Genomic DNA, 19,689 nt, shown 5'->3' on the forward strand with positions numbered 1-19,689 from the left:
CCCGGTTTACCTGCCCGGGCCGGCGGCCTGGGCAGGTACTGACACTGTGGTGACAGGCATGGAGGAATCCGGTGCGAACTCCACTCCGCTGGGGTCGATGCCGGCCATGATCAGCTGGGCGCCCAGCGCCGCCACCATGGCCCCGTTGTCCGTGCACAGATCCAACGGCGGAACGTGAAGCCTGATCCCGGCCGAGGTACAGCGCTGTCCGGTCAGTTCCCGGAGCCGGGAATTGGCAGCGACGCCGCCGCCCAGCAGGAGGTCCGTGATGCCGTTCTCTTTACAGGCCAGAACCGCCTTTGAGGTGATGACATCCACTACGGCTTCCTGGAACGCGGCAGCGATATCCGCCACCGGCACTCCCTCGCCGCGGGCCTCGAACTGTTCCACGCAGCGGGCCACGGCAGTTTTCAGACCGCTGAAAGACCAGTCATAACGGTGTGGCCCCTTCTCCTCGGCGGTCCCCATGTACTTGGGTTGCGTCAGGCCACGCGGGAAGCGGATGGATTTGGGGTTGCCCTGGCGTGCCAGTTTGTCGATTGCGGGTCCGCCCGGATAGCCCAGACCAAGGATGCGCGCCACTTTGTCGTAGGCCTCCCCGGCGGCGTCATCGATGGTTGAACCCAGCAGCTCGACATCGTCCGTGATGCTCCGGATGCGCAGGATTTCAGTGTGGCCCCCGGACACCAGGAGCGCCCCGAGGTTCTCCGGCAACTGCCCCGAACCCAGGCCGGCGGCAGCACCGGCGTCGGGCTTTCCTTCCGGGGTTCGCCTTTGATCCAGCAGGCCAACGCCAACGTGCGCCACCAAATGGTTGATCGCGTAGAGCGGCTTCCCCGTGGCAACCGCCAGGGCCTTCGCAGCACAAACACCCACCATAAGCGCCCCGGCGAGGCCCGGGCCGGACGTCACGGCAATGGCGTCGATATCGTCCAGGGTGACCCCGGCTTCAAGCAGCGACTCCTGCAACGTGGGCACGAAGGCGTCCAGGTGCGCCCGCGAAGCGATTTCCGGGATGACGCCGCCAAAACGCACGTGCTCGTCCATGGAGGAAGACACAGTGTTGGTCAGCAACGTTGTCCCGCGGACGATGCCCACACCGGTCTCGTCGCAGGACGACTCGATGCCGAGCACCAGCGGCTGCTGTCGATTAAGGCCGCTCACGCTGGGGCTCCTTCGGAAGGGTGTTGTTCGTTCAAGGTCAGCCTCATGATCAAGGCGTCTGTTCCGTCGCGGTAATAGCGGGGACGGACGTGGATCTGCTCGAACCCGAAACGCACATAGAGTTGCTGCGCGCGGGGATTGTCCGCCCGCACTTCCAGCAACACGTCTGCCGCGCGGCGTCGCCGCGCCTCATCGATGAGCTCCGCGAGGACCGCGGAGCCGATGCCCCGGCCTTCGAATTCAGGCACGACGGCGATCGTCTGGACGTCCGCGATGGGCTCGATGCACATCAATCCCGCATAAGCGATGATCTCCCCTGCGGCCTCGGCCACCACGTAACGGCGGGTTTCGGGCTGGGCCAGTTCGTCGAAGAACATCTGCAGCGGCCATGCGTCCACGGGGAACAACCGGCGCTCCAAAGCCTCTACGGCCGGGATGTCGGCTTCGGTCATGTCGCGCAGGGAAACCCCGGCGAGCTCCAGTTTGGGTGACAATTTCACAGTTCCCGTCCCATCACAGTGCGCGCTTCCGGGGTCCCGGTACTTGGGCGTCGGATTCCCGCAGGTACAGAGGGGTCGAATCCAGAAGGGGCCGGCCTGATGCGAGCCGGGCAAGGGCGAACTGGCCAAGGGAAGCGGCGTCGGGCTGCGTGGACGCAAAGTCTTCATCGGCCCTGAGTACATCCGCGTACAGGCCGGCGCCGGCACCGAACACCGGCAAGTCGGGCAGTTCGGAGGCGAAGCCCACGTGCGGTCCATCCACGAGATCCGGCAGCTGGCCCTCCTTCAGGGAGTAGCGGGCCCAGTAGACCTCTTTGCGCCGGGCGTCTGTTGCCACCAGGAACCCGGGAACTGCCGCTGTGGATTCGGCCACCTCAAGGGCAATGGCGTCCAGGCTCATCAGTCCGTACAACGGTTTGTTCCACACGAACGCCAAGGTGCGGGCGGTCGCGATACCGGAGCGGAGCCCGGTAAACGGGCCCGGGCCAACACCGGTGACGATCGCATCGATGTCCGCGCCGGTAACGCCTGCTCCGGTCAACAGCTTCTCAATACCCGGGGCAAGAACTTCGGCGTGGCTACGGGTATCTTCCGTAGCGAAGGAATCCACCACGCCTTCCATGGCGTCGTCGGAGATCAGGGCTGCGCTGGCAACGGCGGAAGTATCAATGGCCAGGATCAACATCAGTTATCTCCCTCGTGTGCGGTGTCCGGTTGCGCTGCGCTGTCCGGCTGTCCTGCGGTGGCCAGGAGCCGTGGCTCATCCGCCCACCGTGGACCGAATCCCCGGAACACGATGGTGCGGGGCTCGTCGTCGTCATCGCTGTCAAAGTCCAGGACGTCATCCGTCACCGTTCCTGCCGAGGCGCCGCCGCCCACGGCCCTGTGCAGCTCCACTTCCAGGCGGCTATCCGAGAGATGCTCCACCCGGTCCCGCCCCCACTCCACCACCGTGACGGCGGTGTCCATGGTGTTTTCGAGGTCGATGTCGTCGATCTCTGCGGCCGAGTCCAGCCTGTACGCGTCAACATGGACCAAGTCAGGCCCACCCGGCCTGGGACCGTCCGGAAGGTTCGGATGGATCCTGACCAGCACAAAGGTCGGCGAGATGATGCCGGCCCTTACACCCAGGCCCTCCCCCAGCCCCTGGGTGAACGTGGTCTTTCCAGCGCCCAGTTCCCCGGTCAGGACTAGGAGGTCGCCGGTCTCAAGCACCTCACCGAGCGCTGCTGCGAGCGCGTGTGTCTGCTCCGCCGTCGTGACCTTCAACGTGCGTTCCCACAGGGGTTCGCTCACAGCGCTGCTGCTTTGGCGTCGGTGGCAACGTCGGTCTGCGATGCCGGCTGGGAGGGTACTTCATTGACGTAGCTGCGAGGCACCCGCTGGCTGATGCGCGTGACGATTTCGTAGTTGTTGGTTCCGGCAGCTGCGGCCCAATCGTCGGCCGTGGGGCCGTGATCGGAGCCATTGCCGAACATGACGGCTTCGGCGCCCCGAAGCTCCGCGGCTGCCTCAGGAGTCAGGGGGCCCAGGTCGATGACCATCTGGTCCATGGCGATCCTGCCCACTACCGGGTAGTTGACGCCATTGACGCGGACCGGTCCGCCCGTGGCGATCCGCGGAACCCCGTCGGCGTAGCCCAACGGGACCAGGCCAAGGGTGCTTTCTTCGCTGGTGCGGTAGTTCAGGCCGTAGGAGACGCCCTGCCCTGCCGGGACCTGCTTGCAATTGGACAGGAGCGTGCGGACGGTCATGGCGGGGTGCAAGCCAAGTTCGGCCGACGTCGCGCCTTCGAAGGGCGACAATCCGTAGACGCCGAGGCCCACGCGCACCAGGTCGAAGTGCGAATCCGGGCGCGACAACGCAGCGGGAGTGTTGGCGATATGCCGGACCTCCGTGTCCACACCGGCGTCTTCAGCCATGGCGATGGCTTCACGGAAGACAGCGAGCTGCTCATCGGTTTCGGGGCGGTGCGGTTCATCGGCCACGGCGAGATGAGAGAAGATCCCCACCACGCGCAGCAGGCCCTGGTCCTGGTAGTCCATGGCCTGGCCCAGCAGTTGATCCCAGTCGGCAATGGTGCAGCCGTTGCGGCCCAGGCCGGTGTCCACCTTGAGGTGTACCCGTGCAGGCCGTTCCTGTTCGCGGGCTGCCGCAACTACGGCATCCAGCTCCCAGCCGGAGATTCCGACGTCGATGCCCGCGGCGACGGCTGCCTGGAAGTTGCTCTCGCGGGTGTGCAGCCAGGCAAGCAACGGAGCGTCGATACCGGCGGCCCGCAAGGCAAGGGCCTCGGAAATGTGCGCCACCCCGAGCCATGCCGCACCGGCGTCGAGGGCTGCCCGCGCAACCTGGACGGCTCCGTGACCATACGCGTCGGCCTTCACTACGGCCATGACCGCGGCAGGAGAGGCGATGGCGACGAATTGCCGCACGTTGTGGCGTACAGCTTCGAGATCGATCACCGCGGACCGTTCCAGGACCGCCGACTTGGCTATTGAGGCCTTTTCGCCGATCCCGATATCTGCTGCTGCTTCATAAGTCACCCTAGAGATTCTAGTGGTGCCGGTGAATTCGGGTTAACTGCGCACGGTCGTTCACCCCTACTGGGCATCCGACAAGTGCGCGATGGTGGCCCGGGCGCGTCGTTGGGCTTCAGCGGGGATGTCCTTCACGATCGGTTCCAGGAACGCGAAGCGCCTCAGCCACTGGCTGCTTTGCCGCTCCTTCCGCGCGTTCGCCCGCTGCCACCAGTCCGCGATGTCTCCCCAGCCGGGTGCGGCCAGGGACCCGCCAACCTCCTGGACGGCAAGCGAAGCGCACAGGTTGGCAAAGCGCAGGCGGTCACCCAGCCGCCATCCTGCGAGGCACCCCACGATGAAGGCCGCACCGAAGCAGTCCCCTGCTCCCGTTGGATCAGAAGCCGAGACCGGCAAAGAAGGCACCCACTCTTCCTCGCCGCTCTCCGAGTCCACCGCCACTGCCCCTTGGGGACCCAAGGTCACCACGGCTACCGGCACGCGGTCAGCCAGCGAGTACAGCGCCGCCCAGGGGTCGGATTTGCCGGTGAACGCCATGGCCTCGGGAGCGTTGGGCAGGAAAGCATAAAAGTTCTCCAGCTGGTCCAGCCGGCGCTCCGACCATTTCCCGGTAGGGTCCCACCCCACCACCCCAAAAAGCTTGGTACCGGATTTCATTGCGGCCAGCATCCACGGCTCCATCTCCTCCTCCAGGTCCGCAACGGCTGCGAGCGCCCGCGGAGGCTGGCCAATCAGCTGGGAAGCAGAGATCGGGGCGGGATGGCCGTGGGTGACCATGGAGCGGTCCTGGTTCACGCACATGGAAACAGTCACTGGTGAGTGCCACCCGGGAACCCGCTGCGACAACGACAGGTCCACGTGCTCCTGCTTCTCCAGGATCTGCCAGTTGTAGTCGCCGTAACCGTCGTCTCCGAAGGTCGCTGCAAGGTTGGTCCGCAACCCGAGCCGCGCTGCCGCAATGGCCTGGTTGGCCACCCCTCCCGGGCAGCTTCCCATGCCCTCGCTCCACACTTCCGTGCCCGGTTCCGGCGCTTGGGGAAGGCCGGTGAAAATGATGTCCTGGAAAACCGTGCCGGTCAGGAGAAGGTCGCACCCGGCGTCAGCGTCTGACCTTACGGAGGCAAGGGGGTCGAATCGTCGCTGCGGCATAGCGTCCATGAACGGCAGACTACGCTGCAGCTTGCGGAGCTGCATAGACTCGGATCATGCGGCTTATGATCGCCGGCGGTGGCGGATTCCGGGTTCCCCTTGTGTACCGGGCGTTGTGTACTGGCCCCTTCGCCGGCCTGGTCAGCGAATTGGTGCTTTTCGACGTCGATGGGCAACGGCTCCAAGCAATCCAGGCCGTACTCCGCGATATGCCCACAGGCCCCGGTTCCGGTCCCGCCGTCGTCGCCTGCAGCGACCTTGGCCAGGCGCTCACGGGAACCGACGTGGTTTTCGCGGCCATCCGGCCTGGTGGAACGGCCGGCCGGATCGCCGATGAGCGTGTTGCACTTGATCTGGGGCTGCTGGGCCAGGAGACCACCGGAGCAGGCGGGATTTCCTACGCCCTGCGATCCATCCCCCGGATGCTCGAACTCGCCCAGGCCATGCGGCGTCACTGCCCCGGTGCATGGCTTATCAACTTCACCAACCCCGCCGGAATGGTCACCGAGGCATTGGTGCCGCTGCTTGGGAACCGGGTGATTGGGATCTGTGATTCCGCTGGGGGCCTGGCCCAGCGGGCGGCCCGGGCAGCCGGTGTCCCGCTGGAGGAAGGAAACCTCGACGGCGTGGGCTACTACGGGCTGAACCACCTCGGCTGGCTCTACCGGCTGGCACCAGGTGGCGCGGACCTCCTGCCCGGGCTGCTGGCGGATCCTGCCGCCCTTGAGTCGATTGAAGAAGGGCGCCTGTTCGGGCAGCACACCCTGGAAAAGCTCGGTTGCCTGCCCAACGAGTACCTCTATTACTACTACCAGACGTCGCAGGCCACCCAGGCTATCCGTGGACAACGGCAAACGCGTGGGGCGTCCATCCACCAACAGCAGCATTCGCTCTACCCCGATCTGCTGCGGGCGGAGGACGCCTATGCGCTATGGGATGCGGCCCGGCGATCCCGCGAAGAGGGGTACCTCGCCGAAGCCCGCACCCACGGGGAACAGCGCGACGAGTCCGATCTCGCTGGTGGCGGCTACGAGAGGGTGGCTCTGTCCGTAATGCGGGCCCTCTCGGGCGGCGGGACCGCCCAGCTCATCCTCAACGTGCCGAACGCTCCCGTGCTGCCCACCGGGAGTCTTCACCCGGCGGAGGTGGCCGTGCCCGGGCTGCCGCCGGACGCCGTCGTCGAAGTCCCCTCCCAGGTGACGCCCGACGGCGCCGTGGCAGTCGCGCAGGAAAGGCCGCCGGGCCCGTTCCTCACCTTGATGCAGCGCGTCAAGGAGGTGGAGCGGCTGACGATCCGCGCCGTCCGTGACCACGACCGGGAAGCAGCCGTCCAGGCGTTTGCGTCGCACCCGTTGGTGGGATCGGAGCTGCTGGGCACGCAGCTGCTGGCAGGCTATGAGGAGGCATTCCCCGGGATGGCCGGGCTCTGGGGGTAAGGGCGGGACAAGGCTAGAGTTTGCGGTACATCACGTGCAGGCCCACGTAGCCGATCTCCGGATGGTTGAAGGCCTCCGGCACCGTGGCAAGGATCCGGAATCCCATGGACTGCCACAGCCACACGGCCCTGACGTTGCTCTCCACCACCGCGTTGTACTGCATGGCGTAGAACCCCGCAGCTTTGGCTTCCTGGAGCGAGTACGCGCAGAGCGCCCGCGCAATGCCCTGGCCCGAGTGGTTGGCCGCCACCATGTAACCGGCGTTGGCGACATGGCTGCCACCACCGCCCTGGTTGGGGTGGAATTCGCCGGTCCCGAGAATCTTGCCGGATTCCCTGTCGACGGCCACAAACGTCTGGCCGGGCTCTTCCTTGGTCCACTTCGCCTTCGCTTCGTCCTCCGGTGTGCCGCGGTCCCAGGTGAAGGTCTCGCCTTCCCGGATCACGGGTTCCAGGATGGACCAGATGCCGGCCCAGTCGCCCGGTGTTGCGATGCGGATGTCAAAGCTTTGTTCTTGGCTCACAGCCCACACGCTAGCAGCCTTGTCCACATAGCGGGGCCGCTTTATTGAGGCACGGTTTGGCAGGAGTAGTGTTTTCTGCAGGGCAAAAGCCACGTGCGGTGAAAGTCAGGAGGGGTGCGATGCCGATGGTCCGTCGAGTGGCGTTCTTGTCACTGCACACCTCCCCCATGGAGCAGCCCGGGGCCGGTGACGCCGGTGGGATGAACGTCTACGTCCGGGCTTTGGCCATGGCACTTGCCGAGTCGGGTGTTGAAGTGGAGATCTTTACGCGCGCTACCAAAGCCAGCCAGCCCGCCGTCGAGCATCCCGGTCCCGGCGTATGCGTCCACAACGTCAAGGCCGGACCACGCCGCAAGATACCCAAGGAAGAACTGCCCGAACTCCTGCACCACATGGTGGTGGAGATCGACAATATCCGGAACCGGCAACTGCATGGCCGCTACGACGCCATCCACTCGCACTATTGGGTCTCCGGCGTTGCGGGGCTTGAGTTGGCCTCACTGTGGGGAGTTCCTCTGGTGCACACCATGCACACCATGGCGAAGGTAAAGAACCTCGTGCTGCAACCCGGCGAACACCCGGAGCCGCGGCGCCGCGAGAACGGCGAGCAGCGGATCGTCGATGGCGCGGCCCGCCTGATAGCCAATACCCCAGCTGAAGCCGATGAACTCGTGTCGCACTACGGGGCGGACCGCGACCGGATCGACATCGCTCCGCCCGGCGTAGACCTCAACGTCTTTACGCCGTCGTTCCGAAAGAAGTCACGCGCCCGGCTGGAGGTGCGGCCGGAGAGCTTCCACATTCTGTTTGCCGGCCGGATCCAGCGGCTCAAAGGTCCCCAGATTTTCGTCAAGGCCGCCGGAATCCTCCGCAAGCGCAGGCCGGACATCGACCTGGAAATGACCATCCTGGGCTCGCTGAGCGGCGCCAAAGACTTCAACCTCCAACAGATCATCCACGAAGCAGGACTCGACGACGTCGTCACCCACCGTCCGCCGGTGGTGGCGCCCGAACTCGCCGGGTGGTTCCGCTCGGCCGACGTCGTCGTGATGCCATCGTTCAGCGAGTCCTTTGGCCTGGTGGCTTTGGAAGCACAGGCGTGCGGTACACCCGTAGTCGCCACCAACGTCGGTGGTCTGTCCCGGGCAATCTCGGACGGCCGCACCGGAATCCTGGTGGACGGACACAACCCCACGGACTGGGCCGATGCCCTCGAGGACCTCTACGACGACGTCCAGACCCGCGAGGACATGGGCCGGCTCGCGGCCACCCATGCCGAATCGTTCGGCTGGCAGCGCACAGCTGCGATCACCTTGGACAGCTACCGTGAAGCCGTCGGGGGCCTGTTGCTTCCGAGGACCTGAGGTTCCTCAGCGTCGAGCCTCGCGGCTGGTAGATTGTCGCGCACAGCGTTAGCGCGCCATAAGCGTCAGCCGCGACACGGGAACATCCAGCCGAAGGACAACGATGTCTGAAAACAAGGCCATGAGTGATCTTGAGATTGCCCGCAATGCCGCCATGCTCCCCATTGAGGAGATCGCCCAAAGAGCGGGCATCAACGTGGATGCCCTTGAGCTGTACGGGCGTTACAAAGCCAAGATCAACCCTGGAAAGCTGGCGTTCCCTGCCGACAAGGTGCCGGGGAAAGTAGTGCTTGTTTCAGCCATGTCCCCCACTCCCGCCGGAGAAGGCAAATCAACCACCACAGTAGGACTCGCCGATTCCCTGGCCCGCGCCGGACACAAAGTCATGATCGCGCTTAGGGAACCTTCCTTGGGGCCGATCCTGGGGATGAAGGGCGGGGCTACGGGAGGTGGCTACTCCCAGGTCCTGCCGATGGACGACATCAACTTGCACTTCACCGGGGATTTCCACGCGATCACCTCAGCAAACAACGCCCTCATGGCCTTGGTGGACAACCACATCTTCCAAGGAAACCAGCTGGGAATCGACCCCCGCCGCATGACGTTCAAACGCGTCCTTGACATGAACGACCGTGCCCTGCGGGAAGTGGTGATCGGCCTTGGTGGCCCCGCGCAGGGCGTGCCACGGCAGGATGGATTCGACATTACCGTGGCGTCCGAGATCATGGCCGTCTTCTGCTTGGCCACGGACCTGGACGATCTCCGATGCCGCCTGGGCAGGATCACTTTCGGGTACACCTATGAGCGGGCACCGGTCACCGTGGCGGATCTCGGTGTTGAAGGCGCACTTACGATGCTCCTGAAGGACGCCATCAAGCCAAACCTTGTCCAGACCATCGCAGGAACTCCGGCGCTGGTACATGGGGGTCCGTTTGCGAACATCGCCCATGGATGCAATTCGCTGATCGCCACCAGGACGGCCATGCAGCTGGCTGACGTGGTGGTCACCGAGGCCGGCTTCGGGGCGGACCTTGGCGCCGAAAAGTACATGGACATCAAGGCGCGGATCGCAGCAGTGGCGCCATCCGCCGTCGTGGTTGTTGCCACCATCCGGGCCCTCAAGATGCAAGGCGGGGTTCCCAAGGAACACCTCGGCGAGCCCAACATGGATGCCATGGCTGCCGGAGTGGAGAACCTCAAGAGGCATGTCCGGAACGTGGTCAAATTTGGTATCACCCCGGTTGTCTCCATCAACAAGTTCGCCACCGACACTGCGGAAGAACTCGACTGGCTCCTTGCATGGTGTGCAGCGGAAGGGGTGGAGGCCGCCGTCGCAGATGTCTGGGGCCGCGGTGGAGGCGGCGACGGCGGGGACGAACTGGCCGCCAAGGTGGCAGCTGCCTTCGATGCGCCGTCCAGTTTCCATCACCTCTACCCGCTGGAGCTGCCTGTGGAGGACAAGATCCGGACGATCGTGCAGGAGATATACGGGGCCGATGGCGTGGAGTTCTCCGTGCCGGCCCTCAAACGCCTTGCGGAGATTGAGAAGAACGGCTGGTCCGGCCTTCCCGTCTGCATGGCGAAAACCCAGTACTCCTTCACTGACGACGCCTCCAGGCTCGGGGCACCCAAGGGTTTCCGGGTGCACGTTCGCGACCTCATCCCGAAAACCGGTGCCGGTTTCATCGTGGCACTGACCGGGGCCGTCATGACCATGCCCGGGCTCCCGAAGGAACCGGCAGCCATGCGCATGGACGTCGACGCCGACGGCAACCCCATGGGCCTTTTCTAACCCTCCCTCACACCCCACGCCCTTCAGCCAAACCCTCCCGCACACCCCACGCCCTTCAGCCAAACCCTCCCGCACACCCCACGCCCTTCAACCAAACCCTCCCGCACAACCCACGCCCTTCAACCAAACCCTCCCGCACGCGTTTGAAGGGGTGAGTAAGCGTCGGCGTCAAACCGCAGGGATGTGAGTTAGCGTCGGCGTCAAACCATAGGGATGTGAGCGAGCGTCGCCGTCAAACCCCAGGGATGTGAGCGAGCGTCGCCACCAAACCATGGGGATGTGAGCAAGCGACCGTGGGAAACCATGGGGATGTGAGCGAGGGTCCCGGAGACGACTGACGCCCCCGCACACAGTGCGGGGGCGTCAGGTGACAAAGGGGTCCTGCGGTGTTTAGCGTTCGATGTCGCCGCGGATGAAGGCTTCGACCTTTTCGCGGGCGATGTCGTCGTTGAACTGCTCCGGCGGCGACTTCATGAAGTAGCTGGAAGCGGAGAGCAGCGGGCCGCCGATGCCGCGGTCCAGGCCGATCTTGGCGGCGCGGATGGCATCGATGATCACGCCGGCAGAGTTCGGGGAATCCCATACCTCGAGCTTGTACTCCAGGGATACAGGGGCGTCGCCGAAGTTGCGGCCTTCGAGGCGGACGAAGGCCCACTTGCGGTCATCAAGCCAGGCGACGTAGTCGGAAGGCCCGATGTGGACGTCGTCGGCGTGCAGCTCGGCCTCGACGTTTGAAGTAACGGCCTGGGTCTTGGAGATCTTCTTGGATTCCAGGCGGTCGCGCTCCAGCATGTTCTTGAAGTCCATGTTGCCGCCGACGTTCAGCTGGTACGTACGGTCCAGGGTGACGCCGCGGTCTTCGAACAGCTTGGCCATGACACGGTGGGTGATGGTGGCACCGATCTGGCTCTTGATGTCGTCGCCCACGATCGGGATACCGGCAGCAGTGAACTTGTCGGCCCATTCCTTGGTGCCGGCGATGAACACGGGCAGTGCGTTGACGAAAGCGACGCCGGCGTCGATGGCGCACTGGGCGTAGAACTTGGCGGCCTGGTCCGAACCAACAGGCAGGTAGCAGACCATGACGTCCGCTTTGGCTTCGCGCAATGCAGCGACGATGTCCACGGCCTCTTCCGGAGCCTCAACGATGGTTTCGCGGTAGTACTTGCCCAGTCCGTCCAGTGTGTGGCCGCGCTGGACGGTGACGCCCGTAGCGGGGACGTCGGCAATCTTGATGGTGTTGTTTTCGCTGGCGCCGATGGCGTCCGCCAGGTCCAGTCCAACCTTCTTGCTGTCGACATCGAAAGCAGCAACGAAGTGGACGTCGTTGACGTGATACTGGCCGAACTCGACGTGCATCAGACCCGGGATCGTGGCCTTGGGGTCAGCGTCGCGGTAGTACTGAACACCTTGGACCAGCGATGCGGCGCAGTTACCTACGCCGACAATGGCAACACGAATCGGATGTGAAGACACGGAACTCCTTTGAGAACTAAACCTCAGGTGCCAGGCGCACCGCTGGCTGAGTCCAGGGCACGACTGATTGGCACGGCGCCATTCGGCGCACACTTGCATTGTAGCCAACACAGGAGGGGCCGCCTTTGTTCCCGACCGGCCCCTCCCGTTTATGTCAATCGTGAACGGCTACTTTTGCGCCCACAGGTTGATGTCCGATTCAACAGCAAACTCGTCGATCGCCGTCAGTTCTTCCGTGGTGAACTCCAGGTTTTGGATGGCGCTGAGCGTGTCTTCCAGCTGCTTCACACTGGAAGCTCCCACCAGTGCCGACGTCACCGGCGAGCCCTTAGGCTGATCCCGGAGGATCCAGGCCACAGCCATTTGGGCGAGCGTCTGTCCCCGGCCCTGGGCGATTGCGTTGAGCCCGCGCACCCGGTCAAGCTTGTCCTCGGTCAGCTGCGACTCGGACAGGAAACGTTCCTTTGCTGCGCGGGAGTCGGCCGGCACACCGTTGAGGTACCGGTCGGTCAGCATCCCCTGGGCCAAGGGCGAGAAAGCGATGGAGCCTGCGCCCACCTGGTCCAATGCCTCGTAGAGGTTGGGTGAGCCATTCTCGGTCCACCGGTTCAGCATGGAGTAGCTCGGCTGGTGGATCAGCAGCGGGGTGCCGAGTTCCTTGAGGATCCGGGCCGCTTCGAGGGTCTGCTCAGGGGTGTAGGACGAGATGCCCGCGTAGAGCGCCTTGCCTGAACGGACCGCGTAGTCCAGGGCGCCCATGGTTTCTTCCAAGGGTGTTTCGGGGTCCGGGCGGTGGCTGTAGAAGATGTCCACGTACTCCAGGCCCATGCGTTCGAGGGACTGGTCGAGGCTGGAAATCAGGTACTTGCGGGATCCCCATTCGCCGTACGGACCAGGCCACATGTAGTAGCCGGCCTTCGTGGAGATGACGAGTTCGTCGCGGTAGGGCTTGAAGTCGTCCTTCAAGTGGCGTCCGAAGTTCGTTTCGGCCGATCCGTCCGGCGGACCGTAGTTGTTGGCGAGGTCGAAGTGATTGACGCCGAGGTCGAAAGCCCTGCGCAGGATGGCGCGTTGCTCGTCGAATCGCTTGTCGTCGCCGAAGTTGTGCCAAAGGCCCAACGAGATGGCGGGCAGCTTGAGTCCGCTGCGTCCGACACGGCGGTAGGGCATGGTTTCGTAGCGGTTTTCCGCGGCCGAATAAGTCATACGTACCATCCTGCCACTGTGGAAACCGGGGCGACGGCGGTGTCCGCCATGTGGGCGCCGTCACCCCGGTTCACTGCTGGTGTCAGTTGACGCGTACGACGGCGGCGCTGGCGCCCGGGAGCGTCAGCGTGTCCTCGTCCAGGGCAGCTTCGGAATCGGTAGACAGCAACAAGGACCCCTCGAGGGCCGTCACGAGTGCGTCGTCACCGAAGTTGCACACAACACGGATTTTCCCCCGGGACATCTGCAGCCACTGTTCCTCGTCGTCGAACTCGACGGAGGTGTCCCCGAAGCCGCCGTCGACTAGTTCAGGCGTGTTTCGGCGCAGCTGTGCCAAATCCCTGTACAACTGGAGCAGGCGGGCGTGGTCTCCCTCGCCGGCCTCCTCCCACTTGAGCTTGGAGCGTTCGAACGTCTGGGGATCCTGTGGATCGGGGACAACGGCCGGATCCCACCCCATCCGCTCGAACTCCTTGATCCGTCCCTCGGCTGTGGCCTTGCCCAGATCGGGCTCCGGGTGGGAGGTGAAGAACTGCCACGGCGTTGAAGCACCGAACTCCTCTCCCATGAACAGCATGGGGGTGAAGGGAGAGGTCATGGTCAGCACGGCACCTATGGCCAACTTGCCATAGGACAACGTCGCGGTGAGTCGGTCACCTATGGCCCGGTTTCCGATTTGGTCATGGTTTTGCAGGCAGACCACCAGGGCCGATGGGTGCGCGAGGTCATGCCGGATTGACCGGCCATGATGGCGACCCCGGAAGCTCGAGTAGCTGCCATCGTGGAAGAAGCCGTGTTCCAGGACCTTGGCAAGCACGGACAGCGATTCAAAGTCCGAGTAGTAGCCGGTGGTTTCTCCGCTGAGGTTGACGTGGACGGCGTGGTGGAAGTCGTCGCTCCACTGCCCCTCCAGCCCGTAGCCGTTGTCCTTGCGGGGATAGATGAGGCGCGGGTTGTTCAGGTCCGATTCTGCGATGAGGGTTTTCGGTATCCCCGTTTCAGACTCGATCTGGTCAGCCAGCGCACCAAAGTCCTCCAGGATGTGCACGGCCCGTTCGTCCCGGAGTGCATGGACGGCATCGAGCCGAAGTCCGTCAACGTGGTAGTCGCGGAGCCACATCGCCGCATTCTCCAGAATGTAGCGGCGCACGTCATCGGAGCCCGGGCCGTCAAGGTTGACGGAGTCACCCCAGGTGTTGCCCTCCCCCGATTTCAGGTAAGGACCGTACTTTGGCAGGTAGTTTCCGCTCGGACCGAGGTGGTTGTAGACGACGTCCTGGATGACGCCAAGCCCCGCAGCGTGCGCCGCGTCAACAAAGCGCTGATAGGCGGCGGGACCACCATAGGGTTCATGCACGGCGTACCAAAGGACGCCGTCGTAACCCCAGTTGTGGACACCGTTGAACCCGTTGACCGGCAGGAGTTCAATGAAATCGACGCCGAGGTCCACCAAGTAGTCCAATTTTCCAGCGGCGGCATCCAGTGTGCCCTCCGGCGTGAACGTGCCCAGGTGCAGTTCGTAGATGACGGAACCCTTGAGGTTCCGTCCCTTCCAGCCGGAATCCTTCCATTCGTGGATGGACGGGTCGAACGTTGAAGACAGGCCATGGACGCCGTCCGGCTGCCGCCGCGAACGCGGATCAGGGAACGGTCCTTCTCCATCCACAAGATAGCCGTACGGCACGCCGTCGACTCCCCCTGCCACCGCCTCAGCCGGCGCGTGCCACCAGCCGTGGGCAGCGGCGTCGTCGTATTGCTCCATGCCGTATTCGTGGCCTCCGGCCACCAGCCGAACAGTTTTTGCGTTCGGCGCCCAGACATCAAAGAGATTCTTTCCAGCAGCGTGCTTCAGCATGATGTTCCCCTGTACGTTCCTTAAGCGTGCGTTGCCGTGATTCGTGGTGGCGTCAGTCAGTGGGTACCAGCAGCGCCACAGGGTACCGCTCCAGCAGGGTGCTCAACTGGACAGCACCCGGGGCATAGCTCGCCCCTGTGAGCTCGTCCCTGCAGTTCACCGTGAGTTCGATGACGGTGTCCCGCCAGCCGCCTTCCCGTGCAAGACGACGGGGAAGGCGCGTGGCGACAGTCAGCGCGCCACGACGACCAGACCCGCGGTCGAAGGCCACCACATGTGGTGCTGCCGCTCCCTGCGCCGCGACGGGCAAGTAACCTTCGAACAGCTCGGGCCGGTCCCTACGCAACCTCAACGCCCGGGAGAGCACCAGCAACTTGGCCGATTCCTCCGTGAACGACGGTGTCGCTCCCTGGTCCAATGCTGCCAAAGCTTCTTTGCGTGCCTTGAAGTCCACCGGCCGTCGGTTGTCCGGATCGGTCAGTGATCCGTCCCGGAACTCCGTGCCTTGGTAAACGTCAGGGACGCCGGGCATGGTGAGCTGGATCAACTTGGCGGACAGCGAGTTGGAGGTCCCGTATGGTTCCAGCTCAGCCACGAAGTTCTTCAAGGCGGCCGCGACCTCGGGAACGTCGAACGCGGCGTCGACGGCGGCTGCAAGCTGCCTTTCGAACTCCGGGTTCGGGTCGGTCCAGTTGGTGGAGTTGCCGGCCTCGCGCGCCGCCTTCAACGCGTATGACTGAAGCCGCCCGCGGTCTGCCGGCCAGGCACCCACGATCGACTGCCAGACCAGCGCCGCCAACGGTCCGTCCGGAATCGGCGCGAGCTGCTGAACTGTTCCAAGGAAAAGTTCCCACTCCGGCACGGCCTCGGAAATAACCGATATCCGCGCCCTGGCGTCCTCGCTCCGCTTTGTGTCGTGCGTGCTCAGGGTGGTCATGGAGAGCGGCAGGAGCTGCTGGCGCCGGGCCATCCGTTCGTGGAAGACCCCGCTGGGCAACGAGAACTCCGTGGGGTCTGCGCCGACTTCGGTGAGAGAGCCCAATCGGGTGTAGCGGAAGAATGCCGTGTCCTCCACGCCCTTGGCCATGACCATTCCCGATGTCTGCTGGAACCGCCGCGCCAAAGCACTTTCGGGATCCAGCAGGAGCGGCTGCAGCTTCCCAAGGACGGGTTCGAGTTCGGGGCGGTGTCGGCCGGCCCGCTCGATTGCTTCCACGAGGGTTTTCCCGCCGTAGGGCAAATATGTCCGGTAAATGGGGAACCAGCAGATGACCTCGGCAAGGGAGTCGGCCACCTTGGCGAACGGCAGTTCCAGGGAGACCGGTACCAAGCGGGCAAGCCGCAGGATCTCTGAACGCAGGATGCCGTCAGCGATCCGCCGCTTGGTCCCATGGATCATCTCGGCGTAATCGGCCGCTTTCTCCGAGTTCCGCAACCGCGCGTCCAAGGAATTGAGGTATTCCTCGGCGGTCGGATCCACGAACAGGCGGTCTACGTCCGCGAGGGCGTCATAACCGGTTGTTCCTTCGCAGCTGAACGTCTCCGGAAGTTGCTCGCCGGGTTCGAGGATTTTCTCCACAAGCAGGTAAGCGCCCCCGGTCGCCTCGCGAAGCCTGGCAAGGTAGCCTTCCGGATCGGCAAGCCCATCCGGATGGTCGATCCTGAGTCCGTCCACCAGGCCTTCGTGGAACCAGCGGACAACCTCGGCGTGCGACTCGTCGAACACCCAGGGAATTTCGACCCGGATGCCGGCCAGGGTATTCACGGCGAAGAATCGGCGGTAGTTCAGATCCGCATCTGCCCGCCGCCATCCGATCAATTCGTAATGCTGGCGCGAGTGGACATCCTTGGGGCTGTCTCCTGAGGCGAACGTTCCTTCGGCCAAGGGGAAGCGGTGGTCGTAGTAGTGCAGTTCGCCGTCCACCAGCTTGAGCTGGTCGAGGTCGTCGTCGCTGCCCAGGACCGGGATCCGGATCTTGCCGCCGCCGAATTCCCAGTCCACGTCGAAGGCCTCGGCGTATTTGGAATCCCGCCCGTCTTTCAGGAGGTTCCACCACCAGGCGTTCTGCTTGGGAGTGGCAACACCCATGTGGTTGGGCACGATGTCGGCAAGAATTCCCATGCCGTTGTCCTTGGCGGCCCTGGACAGGGCAGCCAAACCCTCGGGGCCACCCCGGGAGGGGTCCACCGTGGAGGGATCGGTCACGTCATAGCCGTGGTCCGAGCCCTGCTCCGCGGTCAGGATGGGCGAGACGTACACCCAATCGACGCCCAGGGAGTGCAGGTAACCCGTGAGTCCGGCGGCATCCTGCAAGGTGAAGCCGGGACGGATCTGGAGACGGTAGGTGGAGACCGGCGTCCTCATGATTCGGTCTCCTTCGCCTCGCCCGCTTCCGTAACCTCGCCCGCTTCCGCAGCTTCGCCGGCGTCGTCCCCTTCATCGGGGCCCTTGTAGTCATACGGCAGCGACGTGACGGCGGGAGCCGTAATCGAGGCCGTTTCAGGGGTGCTCGTCTGCGTCAATGCTGCAAGCGAGGCAGCGACGGAGTGGTCCGGCTCGATCTCGGGAGTGCTGTGCGCACGGAGGACCACCAGCGACTTACCGCCAACGGAAAGGATCTGGTCGGGCTTGATGACACCCGCTTCGGCTCCCTCTCCGGCAGTATCGATCATGACATCCCAGGCTGGCGCGTATTCATCCGAGGGAATCCGGAAGTCGACGTCTTCCTGGTCGGCGTTGAAGTACAGCAGGAAGTTGACGTCTGTAATGCGGCGGCCCTGGTTGTCGCGGCCATGGATGCCGTCACCGTTCAGGAACACGCCAACGGAGCGGCCCAGGGCTTCATCCCAATCCGAGGGACTCATGGTGCTGGCGTCAGCATCCAGCCATACGATGTCCGGGAGCCGCTCGCCCTCCCCACGCAGGACAGGGCGTCCGTCGAAGAACCGGCTGCGCCGCAAACTGGGGTGCTTGGCACGCAGTGCGCTCACGGCCGCGGTGAATTCGATCAGGGGCTGGTCCACGTTGTCCCAGTTGATCCACGTAAGTTCGGAATCCTGGCAGTAGCCGTTGTTGTTGCCGTTCTGCGTCCTGCCAAGTTCATCACCGTGCAGCAGCATGGGAACGCCTTGCGACAGGAACAGGGAGGCAATGAAGTTCCGCTGCTGACGCGCCCGCAAGCCGAGGACGATGGGGTTGTCTGTCGGCCCCTCCTCGCCGCAGTTCCATGAACGGTTGTGGGACTCGCCGTCGTTGTTGTCTTCGCCGTTGGCCTCGTTGTGTTTCTCGTTGTAGGAGACGAGGTCCGCCAGCGTGAAGCCGTCGTGGGCGGTAACGAAGTTGATCGATGCCACCGGCCGCCGACCTGAGTGTTCGTACAGGTCAGCCGACCCGGTCAGCCGGGAAGCGAATTCGCCCAGAGTCGAGGGTTCCCCGCGCCAGAAGTCACGGACGGTATCGCGGTACTGGCCGTTCCATTCCGTCCACTGCGGCGGGAAGTTGCCAACCTGGTAACCACCGGGACCAACGTCCCACGGTTCGGCAATGAGCTTTACCTGCGAAACCACGGGATCCTGCTGGATGAGTTCGAAGAAGGTGGAGAGTTTGTCAACGTCGTAGAACTCGCGTGCCAGGGTGGAGGCGAGGTCGAAGCGGAAGCCGTCGACGTGCATTTCCGTGACCCAGTAGCGGAGGGAGTCCATCAGCAGCTGCAGGGAGTGCGGGCTGCGGACGTTCAGCGAGTTGCCCGTACCCGTGTAGTCCATGTAGTACTTCTGGTCATCTTCCACCAAGCGGTAATACGCGGAGTTGTCGATGCCCTTGAACGACAACGTGGGCCCCAGGTGGTTGCCTTCGGCGGTGTGGTTGTACACAACGTCCAGGATGACTTCGATTCCCGCGGTGTGCAGCGCACGGACCATGGCTTTGAAGTCCTGGACCTGCTGGCCGGTGTCGCCCTTGGAGCTGTAGCTGTTGTGGGGCGCGAAGAAACCAATGGTGTTGTAGCCCCAGTAGTTGTTCAGGCCCTTATCCTGCAGGATGCCGTCGTTGACGAACTGGTGCACCGGCATCAGTTCGATTGCGGTGATCCCGAGCTTCTGCAGGTGCGAGATGACCGCAGGGTGTGCCACGCCGGCGTAGGTGCCGCGCTGCTCTTCGGGGACTTCCGGGTGCAGCTGGGTCAAGCCTTTGACGTGGGCCTCATAGATGACCGACTTGTGGTAGGGAATCCTCAGGAGCTTGTCGCCGTCCCAATCGAAGAACGGGTTGATGACGACGCCCAGCATCATGTGCGGCGCTGAGTCCTCATCGTTCCGCGAATCGGGGTCTCCCAGGTTGTAGGAGAAAAGGGACGGATCCCAGTCGATCTGCCGGTGGATGGCCTTTGCGTACGGATCCAGCAGCAGTTTGTTGGGGTTGAAACGCTGACCGGCATCGGGATCGTAGGGCCCGTGAACCCGGTAGCCGTACTTCTGTCCCGGCTGCACCTGCGGCAGGTAGCAGTGCCATACGTAACCATCTACCTCGGTAACGTCTACGCGGACCTCGCCGCCGTCGTCGTCAAAGAGACACAACTCCACTTTTTCGGCCTTCTCGCTGAATAGCGCGAAGTTGGTGCCGGTGCCGTCAAAGGTGGCACCCAGCGGATAAGCCGATCCAGGCCAGACTTCCATGCGTTCTCCT

15 protein-coding genes are annotated in these 19,689 nt (G+C 63.9%); 3 read left to right on the top strand and 12 right to left on the bottom strand.

Features of this window, described 5'->3' with window-relative positions:
- Nucleotides 1–6: 6 nt before the first annotated feature.
- Genes tsaD through PV760_RS00435 form a run of 6 tightly spaced genes read right to left on the bottom strand, consistent with a single transcriptional unit; the run spans nucleotide 7 to nucleotide 5,362 of the window.
- Nucleotides 7–1,164 carry a tRNA (adenosine(37)-N6)-threonylcarbamoyltransferase complex transferase subunit TsaD gene (gene tsaD / locus PV760_RS00410; protein WP_354626905.1) on the bottom strand — a complete coding sequence of 386 codons (1,158 nt, stop codon included), beginning with the start codon at nucleotides 1,162–1,164 and terminating at the stop codon, nucleotides 7–9.
- Nucleotides 1,161–1,664 (bottom strand): ribosomal protein S18-alanine N-acetyltransferase, encoded by a 504-nt coding sequence (gene rimI / locus PV760_RS00415; RefSeq protein WP_064721609.1) that lies wholly within the window; start codon nucleotides 1,662–1,664, stop codon nucleotides 1,161–1,163. The genes tsaD and rimI overlap by 4 nt, the downstream gene beginning before the upstream one ends.
- Before the next feature lie 13 nt (nucleotides 1,665–1,677).
- Entirely contained in the window at nucleotides 1,678–2,349 is a 672-nt protein-coding gene (tsaB, locus tag PV760_RS00420; protein WP_018776633.1) for a tRNA (adenosine(37)-N6)-threonylcarbamoyltransferase complex dimerization subunit type 1 TsaB, read from the bottom strand.
- A complete protein-coding gene (gene tsaE, locus PV760_RS00425) occupies nucleotides 2,349–2,960 on the bottom strand; it encodes a tRNA (adenosine(37)-N6)-threonylcarbamoyltransferase complex ATPase subunit type 1 TsaE (RefSeq protein WP_354626906.1) in 612 nt (203 codons plus the stop codon). The genes tsaB and tsaE overlap by 1 nt, the downstream gene beginning before the upstream one ends.
- Nucleotides 2,957–4,210 carry an alanine racemase gene (gene alr / locus PV760_RS00430; RefSeq protein ID WP_039242334.1) on the bottom strand — a complete coding sequence of 418 codons (1,254 nt, stop codon included), beginning with the start codon at nucleotides 4,208–4,210 and terminating at the stop codon, nucleotides 2,957–2,959. The genes tsaE and alr overlap by 4 nt, the downstream gene beginning before the upstream one ends.
- A gap of 57 nt (nucleotides 4,211–4,267) precedes the next feature.
- Nucleotides 4,268–5,362 (bottom strand): carbohydrate kinase family protein, encoded by a 1,095-nt coding sequence (locus PV760_RS00435; RefSeq protein WP_354626907.1) that lies wholly within the window; start codon nucleotides 5,360–5,362, stop codon nucleotides 4,268–4,270.
- Nucleotides 5,363–5,409: 47 nt separating this feature from the next.
- Between PV760_RS00435 and PV760_RS00440 the strand changes: the two genes are divergently transcribed.
- Nucleotides 5,410–6,789: a family 4 glycosyl hydrolase gene (locus PV760_RS00440; RefSeq protein ID WP_354626908.1), complete on the top strand. Its 1,380-nt coding sequence runs from the start codon at nucleotides 5,410–5,412 to the stop codon at nucleotides 6,787–6,789.
- A gap of 13 nt (nucleotides 6,790–6,802) precedes the next feature.
- On the opposite strand, the gene PV760_RS00445 is transcribed toward PV760_RS00440, so the two are convergent.
- Nucleotides 6,803–7,321, bottom strand: a complete 519-nt coding sequence (locus tag PV760_RS00445; RefSeq protein WP_039242338.1) for a GNAT family N-acetyltransferase — start codon at nucleotides 7,319–7,321, stop codon at nucleotides 6,803–6,805.
- Between the two features lie 110 nt (nucleotides 7,322–7,431).
- Between PV760_RS00445 and mshA the strand changes: the two genes are divergently transcribed.
- Entirely contained in the window at nucleotides 7,432–8,676 is a 1,245-nt protein-coding gene (gene mshA / locus PV760_RS00450) for a D-inositol-3-phosphate glycosyltransferase (RefSeq protein ID WP_064721605.1), read from the top strand.
- A gap of 103 nt (nucleotides 8,677–8,779) precedes the next feature.
- Nucleotides 8,780–10,468: a formate--tetrahydrofolate ligase gene (locus PV760_RS00455; RefSeq protein WP_354626909.1), complete on the top strand. Its 1,689-nt coding sequence runs from the start codon at nucleotides 8,780–8,782 to the stop codon at nucleotides 10,466–10,468.
- A 390-nt stretch (nucleotides 10,469–10,858) separates the two neighbouring features.
- On the opposite strand, the gene PV760_RS00460 is transcribed toward PV760_RS00455, so the two are convergent.
- The 5 genes from PV760_RS00460 to glgX form a co-directional block, all read right to left on the bottom strand.
- Nucleotides 10,859–11,944 (bottom strand): inositol-3-phosphate synthase, encoded by a 1,086-nt coding sequence (locus PV760_RS00460; protein ID WP_018776641.1) that lies wholly within the window; start codon nucleotides 11,942–11,944, stop codon nucleotides 10,859–10,861.
- Nucleotides 11,945–12,112: 168 nt separating this feature from the next.
- On the bottom strand, nucleotides 12,113–13,150 hold the full coding sequence (gene mgrA / locus PV760_RS00465) for an L-glyceraldehyde 3-phosphate reductase (RefSeq protein ID WP_018776642.1): 1,038 nt from the start codon (nucleotides 13,148–13,150) through the stop codon (nucleotides 12,113–12,115).
- An 82-nt stretch (nucleotides 13,151–13,232) separates the two neighbouring features.
- Nucleotides 13,233–15,005 (bottom strand): malto-oligosyltrehalose trehalohydrolase, encoded by a 1,773-nt coding sequence (gene treZ / locus PV760_RS00470; protein WP_354626910.1) that lies wholly within the window; start codon nucleotides 15,003–15,005, stop codon nucleotides 13,233–13,235.
- A 52-nt stretch (nucleotides 15,006–15,057) separates the two neighbouring features.
- On the bottom strand, nucleotides 15,058–17,370 hold the full coding sequence (treY, locus tag PV760_RS00475) for a malto-oligosyltrehalose synthase (RefSeq protein ID WP_354626911.1): 2,313 nt from the start codon (nucleotides 17,368–17,370) through the stop codon (nucleotides 15,058–15,060).
- Complete coding sequence (gene glgX / locus PV760_RS00480; RefSeq protein WP_039242365.1) at nucleotides 17,367–19,679, bottom strand: glycogen debranching protein GlgX; 2,313 nt, start codon at nucleotides 19,677–19,679, stop codon at nucleotides 17,367–17,369. The genes treY and glgX overlap by 4 nt, the downstream gene beginning before the upstream one ends.
- Nucleotides 19,680–19,689 lie beyond the last annotated feature (10 nt).

It is taken from the genome of Paenarthrobacter sp. CC6 (assembly GCF_040560085.1).
In the GTDB taxonomy this organism is placed as follows: Bacteria; Actinomycetota; Actinomycetes; order Actinomycetales; family Micrococcaceae; genus Arthrobacter; species Arthrobacter nicotinovorans.